General features: G+C 61.5%; 14 protein-coding genes. 11 read left to right on the top strand and 3 right to left on the bottom strand.

Annotated features, from left to right (window positions below):
• Window positions 1–154 precede the first annotated feature (154 nt).
• The gene (locus tag BLW22_RS12750) at window positions 155–673 is read right to left on the bottom strand and encodes an SgcJ/EcaC family oxidoreductase (protein WP_065927722.1); all 519 of its coding nucleotides are present in this window, start codon (window positions 671–673) and stop codon (window positions 155–157) included.
• Between the two features lie 164 nt (window positions 674–837).
• Between BLW22_RS12750 and BLW22_RS12745 the strand changes: the two genes are divergently transcribed.
• The 5 genes from BLW22_RS12745 (at window position 838) to BLW22_RS12725 (ending at window position 6,098) form a co-directional block, all read left to right on the top strand.
• A complete protein-coding gene (locus tag BLW22_RS12745; RefSeq protein WP_074846630.1) occupies window positions 838–2,016 on the top strand; it encodes a sensor histidine kinase in 1,179 nt (392 codons plus the stop codon).
• Window positions 2,013–2,666 (top strand): response regulator, encoded by a 654-nt coding sequence (locus BLW22_RS12740; protein ID WP_065927724.1) that lies wholly within the window; start codon window positions 2,013–2,015, stop codon window positions 2,664–2,666. The genes BLW22_RS12745 and BLW22_RS12740 overlap by 4 nt, the downstream gene beginning before the upstream one ends.
• 10 nt (window positions 2,667–2,676) lie before the next feature.
• Window positions 2,677–4,992 carry an ATP-binding protein gene (locus BLW22_RS12735; RefSeq protein WP_065927725.1) on the top strand — a complete coding sequence of 772 codons (2,316 nt, stop codon included), beginning with the start codon at window positions 2,677–2,679 and terminating at the stop codon, window positions 4,990–4,992.
• Complete coding sequence (locus BLW22_RS12730; protein WP_065927726.1) at window positions 4,989–5,459, top strand: response regulator; 471 nt, start codon at window positions 4,989–4,991, stop codon at window positions 5,457–5,459. The genes BLW22_RS12735 and BLW22_RS12730 overlap by 4 nt, the downstream gene beginning before the upstream one ends.
• Window positions 5,460–5,570: 111 nt before the next feature.
• Window positions 5,571–6,098: a sterol desaturase family protein gene (locus BLW22_RS12725; RefSeq protein WP_065927727.1), complete on the top strand. Its 528-nt coding sequence runs from the start codon at window positions 5,571–5,573 to the stop codon at window positions 6,096–6,098.
• On the opposite strand, the gene BLW22_RS12720 is transcribed toward BLW22_RS12725, so the two are convergent.
• A complete protein-coding gene (locus tag BLW22_RS12720; protein WP_074846622.1) occupies window positions 6,062–7,393 on the bottom strand; it encodes an McrC family protein in 1,332 nt (443 codons plus the stop codon). The two genes, BLW22_RS12725 and BLW22_RS12720, sit on opposite strands and share 37 nt — an antisense overlap.
• A complete protein-coding gene (locus tag BLW22_RS12715; RefSeq protein ID WP_074846619.1) occupies window positions 7,390–9,402 on the bottom strand; it encodes an McrB family protein in 2,013 nt (670 codons plus the stop codon). The genes BLW22_RS12720 and BLW22_RS12715 overlap by 4 nt, the downstream gene beginning before the upstream one ends.
• A 262-nt stretch (window positions 9,403–9,664) precedes the next feature.
• On the opposite strand from BLW22_RS12715, the gene BLW22_RS12710 reads away from it, so the two are divergent.
• The 6 genes from BLW22_RS12710 (at window position 9,665) to mexE (ending at window position 18,556) form a co-directional block, all read left to right on the top strand.
• Window positions 9,665–11,032 (top strand): cytochrome C, encoded by a 1,368-nt coding sequence (locus BLW22_RS12710; protein WP_074846616.1) that lies wholly within the window; start codon window positions 9,665–9,667, stop codon window positions 11,030–11,032.
• A complete protein-coding gene (locus tag BLW22_RS12705) occupies window positions 11,029–11,541 on the top strand; it encodes a sorbitol dehydrogenase (protein ID WP_074846613.1) in 513 nt (170 codons plus the stop codon). Before BLW22_RS12710 ends, BLW22_RS12705 begins: the two co-directional genes overlap by 4 nt.
• Window positions 11,538–13,751, top strand: a complete 2,214-nt coding sequence (locus tag BLW22_RS12700) for a GMC family oxidoreductase (protein ID WP_074846610.1) — start codon at window positions 11,538–11,540, stop codon at window positions 13,749–13,751. The genes BLW22_RS12705 and BLW22_RS12700 overlap by 4 nt, the downstream gene beginning before the upstream one ends.
• Before the next feature lie 163 nt (window positions 13,752–13,914).
• Window positions 13,915–16,212, top strand: a complete 2,298-nt coding sequence (locus tag BLW22_RS12695) for an AAA family ATPase (RefSeq protein ID WP_074846607.1) — start codon at window positions 13,915–13,917, stop codon at window positions 16,210–16,212.
• A complete protein-coding gene (locus tag BLW22_RS12690; RefSeq protein ID WP_065927734.1) occupies window positions 16,209–17,057 on the top strand; it encodes an HNH endonuclease in 849 nt (282 codons plus the stop codon). The genes BLW22_RS12695 and BLW22_RS12690 overlap by 4 nt, the downstream gene beginning before the upstream one ends.
• Before the next feature lie 257 nt (window positions 17,058–17,314).
• A complete protein-coding gene (mexE, locus tag BLW22_RS12685; protein ID WP_074848148.1) occupies window positions 17,315–18,556 on the top strand; it encodes a multidrug efflux RND transporter periplasmic adaptor subunit MexE in 1,242 nt (413 codons plus the stop codon).
• Window positions 18,557–18,558: the final 2 nt, after the last annotated feature.

Below are 18,558 nucleotides of genomic sequence, written 5' to 3'. Positions count from 1 at the left end.
TAGATACCTATGACCATCGGAGGCCCCCTCCCACATTTAGGTCGCAGGGCATCAGTTGGATAGGCGCCGGATCCCGAGCCGTCACAGCAACAATCTCCCAGCCCCAACAAAAAAATGCCCCCCCGCCAAGGGATGGGCATTTTCCCTCCAACCATTACTGCTTGGCGTGCTTGGCCTGTACTTCAGGCATCGCCGAAGAATGATGGTTAAGAATTTTCCACTGGCCACCCACCTGCTCATAGACGAAGGTGTAGCGCGCCTGCACCTGACGCACCTTGCCATCCGACTCGGTCAGGGTGAAGGTGTAGACGCCACTGTCCATGGCCACGTTGCTGCCCAGCTGGCGGATCTCGCGGTAGTTGATCTGGCCCACCGGCTTGAGCGCCAGGAAGTGGTCGAAGTAGTCGGTGATCTGCTCCGGCGTCGTGCGCACCTGGTTGGAAACGGTCGGCTGCAACACAGCGCCCGGCGCGTAGAGGTCGACCACGGATTTCGCGTTGCCGGTCTGCAGGGCGCTGTTCCAGCGGTCGAATAAACCGGCAATCTCGCGGTCTTTGACATTGGCCGGCGCCTGGGCGACTTCACGGTAGACATACGGGGCCGTCTCGGCGGCATGAACAAACGGTACGCTCAGGGCAAACATCAGGGCGATCGGGGCGATATCGAATTTCATTGCATTACTCCAGTGGTCGTCGTTGAGGCCACTTTGCCAACCTGCCCGCCAGCCGCCATCGGCCAACCGGAGGTATTTACCTATGCCATTTGGCAGATAGCGCCCAAGGGGTCCGACCATGTCTAATAGATCCCCCTCGCGCCCGCAGCAATGGAGCATCAACCATGCATGACACGCCCCATGATCCCGGCAGCGCCCTGGCCATGCGCGCGCACTTTCGCCAATCGCAAAGTCGTACGGCGCGCCTGCGCCTGTTGGTGGATACCGGCCAGGAATTGCGCCAACTGGCCCCCGACGCCATGCGCGAACGCGTGCTCGCGCGGGCCTGCGCGTTTCTGGCCATGGACCACGGGCTGCTGCAGGAGTGGGACGCCGAGGGCATCGCCTATACCAGCGCCCGCCATGGCAACCCGTCGCGCTTGGGCAGCCTGGCCGCCCTCGCCGACCGCAGCCTGCGCACGGCGTGCTGGCAGGAGCGTCCATCCGAGGACGTGCCCAGCGTCTTGCAAGTGCCGTTGCGCGCCGGTGACGGCGATGCCTTTGGTGTACTGGTGCTGGGCAATAGCGTCAGCCTGCGGGCGCCGGAGCACGAAGACAGCGAGTCCCTGCAACTGCTCGCCACATTACTGGCCGCCCACCTGGAAAACGACCGGCTGCTGAGCACCCTCAAGCTGCGCGACAAAACCCTGTCCGACCTGGTCAACCGCTTGCTCCGCGCCCAGGAAGACGAACGCAAACGCGTCGCCTACGACCTCCACGATGGCCTGGCGCAAACCCTGGCGGGCCTGCACCAGCGGCTGCAAGGCTTTGCCGGGCGCTGCCCGCCGCTGCCGGAGGCATTGGCCGCCGACCTGGAGGCGATTCTTACCCTGGCCCAACACTCGGTTGGCGAGGGCCGGCAACTGATTGCGGGCCTGCGTCCCACGGTGCTGGATGATTTCGGCTTGTTCAAAGCCCTCGATAAGGAAGCCGACCGCCTGCGTGACGCCGGCATCAACGTGGTGTGGCTGGCGCACTGTGAGACGCGCTTACCCAGCCAGGTGGAAATCGCCTTGTTCCGGATCGGCCAGGAAGCCATCAACAATGTGCTCAAGCATGCGCGCGCAAGCCAAGTGCAACTGGTCCTGGCGCTGCACGACGGCCAGGCGTCCCTGCGGCTGGACGACAATGGCCGAGGCTTCAAGGCAGAGCCATCAGCAGATGACGTCCAGCATCTGGGCCTCGCCACCATGCAGGAGCGCGCCAGCCTGTTGGGCGGCAGCTTCACCTGCGTCAGCACCGTCGACGGCGGTACCCGGCTGCACGCCCGCGTGCCTGCGCACTTGATTGGAGTCCCGCAATGACCCACGTCCTGCGCCTGGTGCTGGCGGACGACCATGAAGTCACGCGCACCGGCTTTGTCTCCCTGCTGGCCGGCCACCCGCAGTTCGAGGTGGTCGGCCAGGCCAGTGATGGCCTGCAGGCGGTGGAACTGTGCGAACAGCTTCTGCCGGATATCGTCATCCTCGACATCCGCATGCCCGGGCTCAACGGCCTGGGCGCCGCACGCTTGCTGCAACAACGCCTGCCGGCGGTGAAGGTGGTGATGTTCACCATGGACGACAGCCCCGAGTACCTGGAGGCGGCCATGAATGCCGGTGCGGTGGGCTACTTGCTCAAAGACGCCAGCCGCGCCGAGGTGATCCATGCGCTACAACAAGTGGCCGCCGGTGGCGAGGCGCTCAACACGGCGGTCAGCGCCCGGCTGTTGCGGCGCATGACCGAACGCCAGGCCAGCGGTGCCGCCCCCGGCGAACCGCTCACCCCACGGGAACGCCAGGTCCTCGGCTTGGTCGCCAACGGCATGAGCAACCGCGCCATCGGCGAACACCTGGGCATTACCACCGGCACGGCCAAGGCCCATGTCGAGCGGGTGATCGGCAAGCTCGGCGCGGCTGACCGTACCCAGGCCGCCGTGCGGGGCATCGCCTTGGGCCTGGTGACACCCACATGAGGCGGCCCAAATGAGAAAGCGTTGGGCCGACCTGCCGCTGCGCGGCAAGGCGCTGGTGGTGATTTCACTGCCACTGGTGGTGCTGTTGCTGTCCCTGGTGCTGATCTACACCACGGAACGCCAGACCGCCCGTGCCGAAGAGGATGTGCGCCGGGTTTTACGCGTGCAAGGCGATATCCAGGCCGTGCATACCCTGCTCGCGGAAGCCGCCGCCAGTGTGCGCGGTTACCTGCTCACCCGCCGCGAAGACTTCCTGCCCAGCTACCTGAACGCCAAGCCCCAGATCGAGTCGGCCCTGCGCCGACTGGACCGCAACGTACGCGATCAACGGGTGCGCGAGCAGCTCAGCGCGATCAAGCCGCTGATCGACGGCAAGGTCGACGGGCTGGAGGAAATGCTCAAGGACAGCGACGCCACACCGGAGTCCATCAGTGCCATCCTGATCAGCAACAAGCACATCCTCGATGCCCTGCGCCAGCACATCAGCACCATGCTCACCCTTGAGGCGTCGTTGCTGGCCGAGCGCAGCGCCGCCGCCTCCGAAACCCGCCAACGCTTGTTGCTGTCGACCTGGCTGGCGGCGATCTGCGGCTTGTTCGGGGCGATTGTCGCGGTGCTGTTTCTGTCCAAGGGCATTGTCGCCCGGGTGCAGAATGTGCAGCGCAATGCCCAACGCCTGGCCCTGGGCTCGCCGCTGCTGCCACAGCCGCCGGAAAAAGACGAAATCGGCCAGTTGGGCACCAGCCTGGTGGAGGCCGGACTGTTGCTGGCCGAACGCGAACGCGCCTTGCGCGACAACGAAGAACGCTTGCGGCTGATCATCGATGGGGTCAAGGACTACGGGATCTTCGCCCTCGACACGGCGGGCCATGTCACCAGTTGGAACAACGGCGCCGAGCGGATCAAGGGCTATACCGAACAAGAGATAATCGGCCAGCATTTCTCGCTGTTCTACCTGCCCCAGGAATGCCCGCAGCACCCGGACATGGCGTTGCGCGAGGCCACCCGCAACGGTGATTACACCGAAGAAGGCTGGCGCTGCCGCAAGGACGGCACGCGGTTCTGGGCCAGCGTGGTGATCACGGCGCAATACGACGGCACCGGCGCCCTGCGCGGTTTTTCCAAGATCACCCGCGACATCACCGACCGCCGCGCGGCGGAGATCGCCCTGCGCACCGCCCGCGAGGAAGCCGAACGCGCCAGCCGCGCCAAAAGCCAATTCCTGTCGCGCATGAGCCACGAACTGCGGACCCCGCTCAACTCGATCCTGGGCTTTGCGCAACTGCTGGACATGGACGCGCCCAAGGCGCAAAAGGCCGATGTCGGTCATATTCTGCGCGCCGGCCAGCACCTGCTCACGCTGATTAATGAAGTGCTGGACATCGCCAAGATCGAGGCCGGAAGCCTGGCGTTGAATATCGTGCCGATCCCGCTTGCGGGCACCTTGCAAGAGGCGCTGACGCTGGTGTCGCCCATGGCCGCCGACGCAGGCGTGCAGTTGCGGCCGCTGCCGGCACTGGCGGCGGATACGGGCATCGTTGCCGACCGCCAGCGCCTGACCCAGGTGCTGCTGAACCTGCTGTCCAATGCGATCAAATACAACCGGCGCGATGGCCAGGTGAGCCTTGAGGTCGATATCCGTGGACAACGAGTCAGCGTGGCTGTGTGCGATACCGGCAACGGCATCGCAGCCGATCATATGGGGCAACTGTTCAAGCCTTTCGAACGCCTGGGGGCCGACCCGAATGTGGAAGGCAGCGGCCTGGGCCTGGCACTGAGTAAAAGCCTGCTGGAGAACATGGACGGCCGACTCAAGGTGCAGAGCCAGCCCGGCGTCGGCTCGCGCTTCACCCTGGAACTGCCCTTCGTGCGCGTGGCCCACGCCCAGAGTATTGCCACGCCCGGCATCGACACCGAATTGAAGCGCCCTGCTCCCGTCGTCAGCACCTTCGAGGGCAAGGTGTTGTGCATCGAGGACAACCTCTCCAGCCTGGCGCTGATCGAAACCCTGCTGCAACGTCGGCCCGGCATACGCCTGCTGTCGAGCATGCAAGGCCAACTGGGCCTGGACCTCGCCGCGCAGCATGCGCCACAGCTGATTCTGCTGGATGTGTCGCTGCCGGACATCAATGGTTTGAAGGTGCTGCAACGCCTGCGTCAGTCACCGATCACCCGCGAAACACCGGTGCTGATGATCACCGCCGACACCAGCGACCTTACCCGCCAGACCTTGCAGGAAGCCGGCGCCACCGCGGTATTGAACAAACCGATCAACGTGCCGGCGTTTCTCGCCCACCTCGACCAAGCTTTTCCGGAGCCCGCGTGAACCTCGACCTGCGTATCCTGATCATCGACGACCAACGCCCGAACCTCGACCTGGTGGAGCAACTGCTGGCACGCGAAGGGCTGACCAACGTGCTGAGCAGCACCCAGCCGCTGCGCACCCTGGAGTTGTTCAACAGCTTCGAGCCGGACCTGGTGATCCTCGACCTGCACATGCCGGAGTTCGACGGCTTTGCGGTGCTGGAGCAACTCAACCGGCGCATCCCCCAGGGTGAATACCTGCCGATCCTGGTACTCACTGCCGACGCGACCCGCGACACGCGCCTGCGTGCCCTGGCCCTGGGCGCCCGGGACTTCATCAGCAAACCCCTGGACGCGCTGGAAACCATGCTGCGGGTATGGAACCTGCTGGAAACCCGGGTGCTGTACAAGACCTTGCGTACGCTGGTGCCGGCGGACCGGATTGAGTTGTTGCAACGTAGCGGATCAACGGCTATTCGACGCTGCTAGGGCGATTGGCTCACAAATCCACCACGTCGCCACGCCGGGATGTTGTATACGGCGGCCCGACACCGGACAATCCCGCGCCCGTCCATTTCGCACTACAGGGATATTCCGCGCATGGCTGCTTCCAATAAATGGCTGATGTCATCGGTTGCTTATTACCTCGATTTCTTCACCGTTCCGCTGTTTGTGGTAGCTGCCCTCTATCTGGCGCCCTTTGAGCCCTGGCTGGCACTGTCGGGCCTGCTGGCCTGGACGCTGGTGGAGTATTCGGCGCACCGTTTCCTGTTCCATTCGCTGTATCGCCGCGAGCATTGGACCCACCATATCGACGTGCTGGCCTACATCGGCGTGTCCAGCTGGAAAACCAGTTCGACCTTCGCCGTGCTGTTGTTGCTCGCCTGGTCCATCGGCCTCACCTCGGCGTTTATCGGCGCGGTGACGGGCTATTTCGTCTACATCTCGCTGCACTACGTGATGCACCGCCCGCAGCATTGGGCCTACGCCTTTATTCCGGGATTGGTGGCCAATCACGACCTGCATCACCGCAAAGGCATCGAGAAGAACTTCGGTGTGTCTTCGCCGCTGTGGGACCATGTGTTTCGCACTTATATTCGGGTTGAGGCGGATGCAGAGCCGGCCTGAGCCCCCTCAGTGCTGATAAATCTCCCCAGGGGGGATGCCTCGGGGAGCAGCAATTTACTGCGCTCAAGGCAAAACGGCAGGATCCAGAGTTTCAAGCCCTCGGCGCTCTTGAAATCGAAAACGGGCAAGGGTTCGCAGAACGACTCTGTCCATGGATAGATCAGAACGGCGTGCCCTGTGTCCTTCAAGTAGAGGTGGGCGTACGCATGGAGCTGGTAAAAGTCGGCCTGGCTGAGCTTGTACTTCTCGAAACGGTTGCCTTTGGCGCGATCCAATAACTTCCATTTGGTGTCGAGCACCATTCGCGGCTGCGTGCCCTCTTGAACCAGCAGGTCGGGCTTCAGGCGGAACCAGTTCTCGTCCTTGTGCACCACCAGGTGCTCGCGGCTGACCTGGGTTTTCAGGCCAAAGCCGTCCTCCAACTGGCGCGCCAGATGCTTCGCCACATAGGCCTCAAAAACCGCCTCCATCGGAAACAACAACGACGGCACGTGATGCTGGCCGGCGCCCGGTACGGGGCTGTTGCCCTGCAGGATGAGCCGCGCCCATTCAAGGGCAGGTTCGTAATATGCCATGCCCCGGTCCAGCCGGATGCGTTTGAAGTCCTGCGCCACATCGGTGGGCAGCGGCACATCAGCGAAAACAAAACACAACTCGCGCGCCAGACGCTGATTGGCGGGCGCGCTGCACATACCCAGTGCTTTGCGCAGGGCCGCATGAATCAGGCGATTTTCAGCACGGTCCGGAGTGAACTCATCGTGCTCGGTAAAGAACCGGTCGCGCCGCACCAGATTCTCCGAGAGGTGACGCGCCATCACCAGCTTGCCGCGCAGGCTGGATAAGTTGGCTTGCCGGGCGGTGTAATCACTGCGCAGCCCTTTCCTGACGACATGCCTGACCGTCTCGAGAAACTGTTGCAGGAACACCTCGAGTAGCGGCATTCGGTCAGCCTGAAGATCGGCATTCAGCGTCTTGAGGTGACGAAAACCGCGCAGGCACTTGAGCATCTCGATCAGTTTCCGGCGCGCCAGGGACGCTGATGTTTCGCTGCCGATCTTGGGCAGGATCTCGATCTGGAAACCGCAAGGTGCACGCAGGACGCCCACGTAGCTGGTCACCTGGATAACGCGCTGCCCTCGGCGGCTGGTCAGTCTGAGCCAGGCAGGTGCGTGCTCGTCGGCTTTCAGGCATTGCTCTTCCAGCCAGGCAAATACGCGCCCGGGGATTACCGTTGCGCTCACCCCGTCGCCAGACTCCACCAGCCTGCCGTACTCAAAGATCTGTACGGCACTCATTCGGCGACAGGCTTGAATAGCGTCGAATAGATACCGATGTACGCTTGCGGTGTGTTGAAGGTGTCAGCATTCAGGCTATAGCGTGGCCGTAGCGCATACTCGTCCCACTCATCACTCGAACCAAACAGGTTCGTGGCCCCTCTGCCCGACTCAACATCGCGTACAAACTGGAGCTCAGGCGCTTTCTTTTGGTTGTCGCCCAGTACCAGCCTTATTTTCTGCCAATCGTCGAAAAAGTACTCCTCCAGCAGCGGGATGATCCGGGTTCTGAAAAGCGTGGCCAACGCCCCGAAACGCTGCTCCGAGGACATGCCTTTCAATGGCGTGAAATAGGCATGCCCGATGGTGTGCTCACGGTCATACAACGCTTCGATGCGCATGTTCAGGGCGGTCAACAGTTGTTCCAGGTCAATCTGGTGATCGCCCTTGGACACCGTGACACCCTTCAATACACGGGGATCCGGCATCAGTTCGATGAACTCGAAGCGGCGGCGCAAGGCGGTATCGACCAGCGCCAACGAACGGTCGGCGGTGTTCATCGTGCCGATCACGTCGACGTTCAAAGGCACGCTGAACGGCTTGCCTGAATAGGGCAGTGTCAGTGTCACCGAATTGACCTCACCTTCACGCTTGTCGAGTTCGATCAAGGTGATCAGTTCGCCGAAAATCTTGCTGATGTTGCCTCGGTTGATTTCGTCGATCACCATCGCGTACTGATGCGCAGGGTCCTTCCTGGCCCGCTCGCACAGGCGCAAGAAAGCACCCGGTTTAATCTCATAACGAACGTCGCCGGTGGTGGTCGCATCCGCATGAGCAGCGGTGCTGTCGAAAATCACCGGACGCAGCCCTTCGACAAATTCTTCGTAGCCGTAAGACTGGTGGAAGGTAACGAATTCGAAGCGTTGCGAAGGGTAGTCGGCCTCGAGCAGACGTTGCAAGGTCCAGGTTTTGCCCGTGCCGGGCGGCCCGAAATAGATTTGATTGCGGGTGATGATATTGGCCTCAGACAGCGCACTGTCACCCAGCAATACGTCCTCTTCCATGGCGACAACCTCTTCGATGCGGTACTGATCCGGCCAATAGCCAATGCGGCTGGAACGCTGGCCTCGTTTTGCCGAAACGCCCTGTTTCTGCGCATTGGCCGCTTCAACCAACGCCACCAGTTCAGGGCTCAACTTCTGGTTCAGCGGCACGGCATCCAGGCCGTCAAACGCCAACCATCGGACTTCGACACAATCAAAGCGCACAAACAGTGCCGCCATCGTCGATCCCCGAATGGCGCTTTTTTCTTTCCCGCCGAATACCAACTGCGTGTTGGTGGCTTTCGTGGCCCACCAGTCAAAACCCAACTCATGAACCGCGATGGCAAGACGCACAAACAACTGCGTCATTTCGCTGCTCCACTTTGGCTGCCGTTCTCTGAAATCCTTGCAGCACTGAAAATGCTGCAACAGTTGCGCAGCGTTCGGCGTTGTAATCAAACCCAGTTGTTCGGCCACTTGGTTGTACCCGATTGGGAAATGGTTGATGGCGTGTGCGCTCCACTCGATGATTCCCGAGAGGCCTATCGCCAGGCCTTCTTCGGCCGACATGAGCGCAACAATCGGCGAGTCGTGGTAAGGCCCACGGATTTCGTCGTAGCGCCTGCGCAGGGAGGCATCGTCGAGTTTGGCGTCGACCAGATCGATCTTGACGAAGAAACCGTCAACGGCGTCGATGCCTACGGTGTAGGCCAGCTCCAGGGGAGCATCCGCGTACGGATAGATACGCGACCAGTTGTAGGCCACGAACTTTCTGTTCCACTGGTCTATGGGTCGGCGAATGGTTTTAGTGGTGCCTTGGGGGAAGAGACGCTCCTGTAAAGTCTCAGCCCACCGCTTGGTGATGTCATAGGCGTTGCGCAGTTGGCTGTAAGCGTCGCGATGGGTGGTATCGGTCTTGTCGAAGACCTTTTCGTGCCATTCGCTCAGGCATGCGAATTGGTCACGGGTAAAGTTGGTGGGTACCACGTGCTGAAATTCCTTCCCTTGAAAGTGATTTCATACTGCCATCAGTGCTTAAGACTTGGATAGTAGCGAGGTCAAAATGTTTACGGAAAGTCGCGCGTCTGCTCCACAGCCTGCTTGGCGATTGTTTTTATTACGAACAAATCTAGCCGCCCATACACCTGCGCCGCCAACCTTATCTACGCTCTAGCCCGTGCCAGGAGGCGCATTGAAGAGTCCATGACGGACCCACTGTCTCCCGGCGCCTGATGCCTAGGAGATACCGATGAGAATGGAAACCCATCGCCCCCGGCCCGGGTTCGGCTGTGCGCTGTTTGGCGCGTTGCTGAGCCCCCTGGTCGTCGCGGCCCCCACGTTGTCTACGCAAATACCCTTCGATGTCACGGCGACCCCGCCCTTTTCCCTGTCCAGCCTGCAAGCCAACTTCGATGAAATGTCGTGGCAGACGTTCATCGCGCTGAACTGGCCGGCCCTGGACACGGGTCAACCCAACAGCGCTGTGCAGATCGGCCAGCAGGACGCGGCCACCGTGTGGGAAAGCTATAAGGAGAGCTATCAGATATTCCTGGCCCAAGGGCAGAAGCCGCTGCCCTTTCATGCGCCCGCCAGCGTGCCGAAAGCCTGTGAAGGCAAGGGTTCCGGGCGCTTGCTGCAACAGATGGGCAAGGTTCCGGATGTGCTCGACGAGTTTATCCAGCCGTTTGAAAGCGGCCCCCTGGTGGACCAGAGCGGCGTGTACACGCGCAATGAAATCGTGGCCAACCAAGCCATGTTCGACGGCATCGTCAACAACGGCCTCTACAGCATCCAGGGCCAACAGGCGTTTTTTGCCGCCAGCCCGACCAATGCCGTGGCGTTCAGTTGCGGTAACCCGAGCACCAGTGAGGTGGGTTCGCTGATGGTCAAGGCCGCGTGGAAGGTGTTGGACGGCAACGACAATCCCGCCAGCTTCCATAGCGTTGACGCGCTGGTGTATACGCCAGGCAACAGCGACCCGAGCAAGGGGCCGGTGGTGGCCGAGTCCTGCGTGGCCGAGCCGGTCGGGCTGGTGGGCCTGCATATCGTGCACAAGACCACCAGCGCGCCGCAGTGGGTGTGGTCGACCTTCGAACACGTCGACAATGTGCCGGAAAAGACCACGCCGCCCGCCGAGCGCAAAGGCCCGTACCTGTTCTACAACGCCAGCAGCCAGGCCGAGGTCAACCAGCCGCCGCCCCGGCCATGGAACCCGGCGGTGAAGGCCACGCCCTCGCAGATCGTGCGCGAGATACCGTTGACGGATGAAACCAAGGCCCTCAACACCACGTACCAGACCCTGCTGCGCACGGTGAACCCCAACAGCGTATGGGCCAACTACCAGTTGATCAGCACCCAGTGGCCGACGCTCAGCGGCCAGCCGCCGTGCCAGATCTCCGCAACCAGGCCGCTGGGCAACCCGGCGCCGTCGTTCCTCGCCAATGCCACGCTGGAGACCTATATCCAGGGCACCGTACCCCAGGCGTCGTCCAGTTGCATCGCCTGTCACGGCAATGCCGCCACCCACGTGACCCAGTCGCCGCGCACCAGCTTCGCGGACTTCACCTACCTGCTCGAACGCGCCCAATCCACCGGTGTGACAAGGAGTCAGCCATGAGTACCGACCTGGACAATTTCACCGGCCTGAGCGTGGTGCTCACCGGCATCGATCAGGAACTGCTGGCGCCCTCCGTGGACCCCATCGGCCTGCCCAACACCTTTCTCAACTTCATCGGCCCGCGCGTCGGCCAAAGCGTGCTCAGCGCCTTGCTGGCCCAGTACGCCGCGCTGGCGGCCGAGCAGGCGACACCGCAGCAAATCGGCACAGCGATCCTGATGCAGAACGGCCAACCGGCACCGACGCAAACCGCCCAGGTGGCACGCGCGATCATGAAGCTCTGGCTGCTGGGCGTGTGGTACCAGCCGTATACCCAGGGCGCGTTCCCGCTCGGCGAGCAAACCGTGGTGAGTGACGAGGCCTACACCCAGAGCTGGGCGTGGAGTATTGCCCAGGCCCACCCCATGGGCTACAGCGAGTTCTTCTTCGGCTACTGGAACAGCCCGCCGCCCAGCCTGGAAGACTTCACCGGGGTTAACGCCAGCACGCAGCCAGGAGCATCGTCATGAGTAGCGAACAAGCAGATGTGGTGATTGTCGGTGCGGGCCTTGCGGGCAGCCTCATTGCCTATCAATTGGGCCTGGCCGGGGTGCAAGTGCTGGTGCTGGAATCGGGGCCGGAGATCCCGCCCAATCGCAACCAGTACCTGGAGCGTTTCTATACCGCGACGTTGAAGACGCCCGAATCACCCTACCCGCCGGTGAGCACCTTGAGCCCGCTGCGCAAGCCGGCCGAACAGAACGCACCGCGCGCGACCATCGCCGACCTGATCAATGACAACTGGAAAAACCCCGAGGTCAGCTACCTGGTGCAAAAAGGCCCGCTGCCGTTCACCAGTACCTATGAGCGCGTGGGCGGCGGCACCACCTGGCACTGGGTCGCCACCTGCCTGCGCATGCTGCCGAATGATTTCCGGATGAAATCCCTGTACGGCGTGGGGGTGGACTGGCCGATCAGCTACAACGACCTGCAAAGCGCCTATTGCCGTGCCGAAGCGGAGATCGGTGTGGCGGCGAACGTGGCCGACCAGGCGTACCTGGGCATTACCTTCCCGGCCAACTATGAATACCCGATGACCAGCATCCCGCTGTCGCTGGTCGATGGCAGCTTCGTCAGCGCGGTGCAGGGCCAGTCATTCGAGGGCCTGCCCCTGGTGGTCAGCCCGACGCCGGCCGGGCGCAACTCGCAGCCGTATGCCGGGCGACGGGTGTGCGCGGGTAACACCAACTGCACACCGATCTGCCCGATCCAGGCCAAGTACGATGCCACGGTGACCATGAACAACGCGCTCAACACCGGCAATGTGCGGGTGCTGTACAAGACCGTGGCGAGCAAGGTCACCGTGGGGGCGGACAACAGCATCAGCGGTATCGAGTTCATCCAGTACCAGCTTGGTGACGGACCACCGACCGGCACCGGCGTTGCGGTGGGGCAACGTTATGTGATCGCCGCCCATGCCATCGAGACGCCCAAGTTGCTGCTCAATTCCACCAGCAGCGCCTGGCCCAACGGCGTGGCCAACAGCAGCGGCCAGGTCGGGCGCAGCCTGGCGGACCACCCGATCTACCTGGCCTGGGGCCTGATGCCCGAGGGCAAGACGGTGTTTCCGTATCGCGGCCCGGTGTCCACCTCCGGCATCGAAAGCCTGCGCGACGGCGCGTTCCGCAGCCAGCGCGCGGCCTGGCGGATCGAGATCGGCAACGAGGGCTTCAACTGGCCGATCGGCGATCCCTACACCACCGTCGCCGACCTGATTGATGGCACCAACGTCAGCAAGACCAACCCGCTGCCAAACACACCGGGCGCGCCCCAGGTGCTGTTCGGCACGGCGCTGGTGCAACAGCTGAACAACCTGCTCACGCGGCAATTTCGGATAGGCTTCCTGGTGGAGCAAGTGGAGGAAGATCCCAATAACGCCAACTGCTATATCGTGCCTTCCGGCCAATACAAGGACCGCCTGGGCATACCCCGCCCGGAAATCCACTACGACCTGTCCGACTACACCAAGGAAGGCTTCAAACAGGCGCGGATCCTGGCCAGCCATGTCATCACCGAACTGCTCGGGGCTACCGAACTGACTGCCGACATCCCGCCCGGGGTGTTCACCTACCAAGGGCAATCCTATTCGTTCCAGGGTGCCGGGCATTTGATGGGCACCTACCGCATGGGGGACGACCCCAAGACCTCGGTGGTGGACAAGACCCAACGCAGTTGGGACCACAACAACCTGTTCCTGGTGGGTGATGGCGTGTTCCCCACTACCGGCACCTCCAACCCCAGCCTGACCATCGCCGCGCTGTCGATCCAGGCCGGCGACACCCTGTGCAACGAGCTCAAGGCCGCGACAGTACAGGTGCAGGCCAACCAGCCATGGCAAGGCACTGGCGTGCAGATCAGCGGCCCGAGCCCGCGCCTGGTGCGGTATGTCAGCAGCAAGTGGCTGGCCAGCCCGGTGGGCGGCCTGGTCGATGGCAACGGCAGCCCCGGGCTGATCGCCAAGGCGGGCTACACCTTGCCGGGAGCCAATGAGGGCGCGCTGATTGGCCGTGTGAGCAGCAGCGGGACACCGTTTCTGGTGGGTGACCTGGCGGAGATTCCGGCGGGGCAGACCGGGGAATTGCAGCTGTGCATCAACGATGATCTGGAGGGGCGTTATGGCATTGGGTTGGGGGATAACCAGGGGGCGCTGACGGTGCAGGTGGGGTTCGGTACCACGTAGGGTCCTGGGCTGCGGGGAAAACCCGCAGCCCATTTTTTTAGGTGGCTGGCAGACAGTCGAAAATGGCTACTCGCCACTACTTGAATCGATAGGTAAACTTCAAACCCATGCACCTCGGGGGCGGTCCCCGGTCTCTAATGTCATAGGAAACAGGTGGACATTCATGGAAGAAAGTCATATCTGGCTCGGCGAGCTATTAGCACGCGCACAGGCCAGTCAGCTTCAGAGCGAGATGACGGACGCTCAATTCCAGCAGGTTTTGCTCTATGTCCTCGCCGTGCAAATCGTGGACTGGGACAGCCCTAAATGGGTCAAGGAGCGGGAGACTAAGTACTGGGTCTACCACGACACCATTCAGGCCTGCGTGCACATGCTGATGGAGCACTGTGGCCTCGCCGAAAAAATCACTGCATGCGACGAACAGACCTACGAACAGCTATCAGTGCTGTTGGATGAGGTCACGGAGCAACTGGACGGAGAAGAGTGCCTCAACCTGTTCGACGCACTTTTTTATTTTCTTGCCACCCAAGCCCGTTTCGACCGCCGCCATGCCCAGATCAGCGGAGCACTCGCCACCGGCTTGGCGCGCGATGAAGGGCTGATCGACCTGGAGCCCTATAGTGGCGAAGCCTTCGTCAAGCATTTCGACCTCCATCAGGGCCGGTTTGCATACTTGCTTGTTGAAGGTAGCGCGGCCCTACACCACTTGACCCGACTCAGACTGATCGTGCAAGGCGTCAATGCCGAACTGATCCAAGGTCTGCCGAATGACTTCAAACGTGAGGGCCTGTCACTGCTGGATAACCCGGTCTACTTGAAACAGCCCTTCGTCTCACTGTTACAACGGACCGAAGAAGGCACGTTAACGGGGCGAACACTGATGGTGTTCACGCCTGGCCGGACCCCAACCCCCGCCTCCCTGGATAAACTCAAGCAACACCTGTCCAGCAATGACCTGCTTGAAGCCGTGTTCGATTTCACGAGCTATAACGACGCTGGCAACGCCACCCGCTACTACGCCTGGTTGTTGAATAGCCAAAAATCCCAGGCAGACAGAACGTTGTGCATCGACACACGCAAATTGCTGTCTGGGATTCGGGGGGTCAGCGCAGAAGAGCTCGCCTACTTCTCAGCAGCGATTTACCAGATATGGAGGTCAGATGGAGCGTTGCGCTTTAGCCAATACCCTGAGTCGAAGCTGCTGGGTTCACTCAAAGGGCTGTTTGCCCAATGGTTCGACACTGGGTATGAGGATGTCGACGGCGTTTGCGTAGAATTGGACACCAAGGATGTGCTCAGGACCCGCATCGGCGGGACTCGGGTTCCGCCCGTTGATCGAGTACGGGAAATTTCACTGCTCGACCGGCGCCCGCTGGAGCACCTGCTCGCGCAACCAGGCAGCGTATCTTCCTGCACCTACGTCATCGGTAACAATGGTGCCGGCAAAAGCCTGTTGTTGGCTTCTCTGGTTGACCACCTGCAGCAACAGTCCACCGCCAGTGTGGCCATTGTGGTCGGGCCGATTGACCGTTTTCCCTTGGGCAATCGCGAGAAGTATCCTCATTATCGCTACCTGGGCGACCGGACGAGTACCGGGTATTCATCGCAAACCATCGAGCGCAAGTTGATCGACCTGTTGGTCGAAACGGTCGAGATACCTGAGCGCCTGGCGTTGCTGGAAAACCTGCTTGAGCGCATGGGCCTCAAACAGCGCCTGTACCTTGCGCCCAATGGTGCATTCAACGAACTGCTGCGACCACTCGACCTGGCCGCCCAAGTCATTCCCCTTGCCCTCGCGGTCAGTGAACATGTTTCCCTCAAGGGACTGAGTCTCGCATTGAGTCGCCAAGGCCATTCCAACCTGCTGAAATTCACCGACCTCAGCTCCGGCGAACAACAGGTGCTGCTCTTGTTCGCCAAAATCATGGCAAGCGCCGGCCCCGGCAAAGTGCTGCTGATCGATGAGCCAGAAGTGAGCCTGCATGTCGGTTGGCAGCAGTTGCTGCCGAGCCTGTTCAGCCTGATGGCAGAACGTCTGCAAACCCGGTTCGTGATTGCCACCCATTCACCGACGCTGGTTGCCAATGCCAAGGACAACCTGAGCCATTGTTTTATGGCCAAGGACAATCAACTGACAGAAATTGCGCCTGAACAGCGCCACTCAGTAGAGACCATCCTGCTCAAGGGCTTCGAGACCTACACCCCGCACAACCGGGAAGTCGCCGAGCGCTGCGCGGCGCTTGTGACAGAGGCGATTCGAGCAACCAACCGGGGCCAGGCGGGTAAGTATGCCCAACAACATGAAGACCTCAGGAAAGCACTGGAATACATGACAACCATCATGAAGACCTCCGGTGACGCCGAAGACAAGCGCTACCAACAGGACCTGCAACTCATCGACCACGCGAGTCTTGCCATCACCGAAACCTTTGCCCTTGCGCAACAGGCGTTGCCAGCATGACCCGCCCCACCGGCGAGCCGAAGGCAGCGCTCCCCTACAGCGAACAGCGCAAGTTTCTGCACGCATTGCGCAAGGGGGCAAAAGCTTTTGATAAAACTATCTGGGGCAAGCTGGGCGACCCTGCCAAAGCCGACTGTGCGGCGCTCAAAAAACGCTTGCGCGTAGCGCTGAAAAGCCGCCAGGAGCCCAGGTGTTGTTACTGCAAGCGCTGGTTGCTTAACCATGCGAGTGCAGCACCCATCGAACACGTGCTGTCACGCGACACCTATCCTCAATTCGCCTTGCATCCGCGCAACCTGGCGATTGCGTGTGTCGATTGCAATTCGGTCAAGGGCAAGGCCGACTGGGGCAAGTTCCCTGGCGCCCCGGCGCTTTACCCCACGGCAGACGTCATGACCTTCTTTCATCCCCGTCACCATCGCTACGATGAACATATCCGCTTCATCCGTATGGAAACCAATCGCCAGGAGTTCGTCAGCTATCACGGCCTCACGCCCCAAGGACAACACCTGTGCACCCAATTACTCAGCGCTGTGGTCGGTAAGCGCAGCCTTAAGCGCAGCTACCCCGCGCTGGCGGGCTGGCAACGCACCATCGACGACTTGGATGCCCAGGGCGACTCAACAGACCGCCCAGAACTGCAAGCCTTTCGCCATGCCATGGAAATAACGATTGCCGAACGGCTGAACGACGGCGGCAAGGCCAGCGCACTGTGGGTGGTTCCAGATGACGCCACCAAAGATGCTGCACCTAAAACATCGGGCCGCAAACACACTCGGTCACGCAAACAGCAACTCGCTCATGATCCCATTCGCGCTATCCAGGAACAGCTTGCATTCGACTGATCGCGCAGACGTCAAGCTACACCGCAATCTGGATATGTAGCCTCAACACAAAGGACCTGAGAGGTTCGTTACACACGCAACAACAGTCCTTTGTCATCACGCCCATTGATAGCCCCCTAACGAAACCCCCATGCTAGAGGGCTAACCCCGCGCTTATATCATTCCGAATGATAGTTACCTTTGCTTCATTCGATTCGTGACATACCGCCTCGCCGCGCATGATCCGCCCATCTCAAATACATTGGCGGATGCACCTCATGGAACAGTCACTCAAACATTTGCGCTTCCCCCTGGCGATCCTGGCCGTGGTGGTGATGAGCGCGTGCGGCAAGACCCCGGAACAAGCGGCCGCCATGCCACCGGCAAAAGTCAGCGTGGCCAAGGTGCTTGAGCAGCCGGTCAACGAGTGGGATGAATTCACCGGTCGCCTGGAAGCGCCCGAAACCGTACAGATTCGTCCACGGGTCTCTGGCCAGATTGACCAAGTCGCTTTCACCGAAGGCGCTTTGGTCAAGAAAGGCGACCTGCTGTTCCAGATCGACCCGCGTCCGTTCCAGGCCGAAGTGCGCCGCCTGGAAGCCCAACTGGCTCAAACCAAAGCCGCCGCCACCCGCAGCGACAACGAAGCCCAGCGCGGCGAACGCCTGCGCCAGAGCAATGCGATCTCCGCCGAACTGGCCGACTCGCGCACCACCGCCGCCCAGGAAGCCCGCGCCGCCGTCGCCGGGATCCAGGCGCAGTTGGACCTGGCCAAGCTGAACCTGAGCTTCACCCGCGTGACCTCGCCGATCAGCGGCCGCGTCAGCCGTGCCGAAATCACCGCCGGCAACCTGGTGACCGCCGACGTCACCGCGCTGACCAGCGTGGTCTCCACCGACAAGGTCTACGCCTACTTCGACGCCGATGAACGTGTGTACCTCAAGTACACCGAACTCGCTCGCCAAGGCCGTCGTGGCGCTACCACCCCGGTGTACCTGGGCCTGTCGAATGAAACCGGCAACCCGCACCTGGGCCAGATGAACTTCGTCGACAACCAGGTCAACCCGGCCACCGGCACCATCCGTGGGCGCGCCGTGTTCGATAACAGCAAGGGCGAATACACCCCTGGCCTGTATGCGCGCCTGAAGCTGGTCGGCAGCGGCACCTACTCCGCCGTGCTGATCAACGACGAGGCCGTCGGCACCGACCTGGGCAAGAAGTTCGTGCTGGTGATGGAAGGCGACAAGCCGGCGTATCGCGCAGTGGAACTGGGGCCGAAGATCGAAGGCCTGCGCATCGTGCGCAGCGGCCTGAACAAGGACGACACCATTATCGTCAAGGGCCTGCAACGCGCACGCCCCGGCTCGCCGGTCGCCCCGGAAACCATCCCGATGGCCAGCAAGGAAACCCTCGCCGCCTTGGCCCAACAACGACAAGCGCTTGAAGCCAGCAACCTGGAGCAAGTGGCGCCGGAAAAAAACGCGCCCAAGCTCGCAGCCGTTGCGTCTCCACGCGGTTAAGG

The organism is Pseudomonas marginalis, assembly GCF_900105325.1.
Classification (GTDB): Bacteria; Pseudomonadota; Gammaproteobacteria; order Pseudomonadales; family Pseudomonadaceae; genus Aquipseudomonas; species Aquipseudomonas marginalis.
The sequence above is the reverse complement of the archived record's forward strand: the minus strand, read 5'-3'. Positions and strand labels throughout refer to the sequence as shown.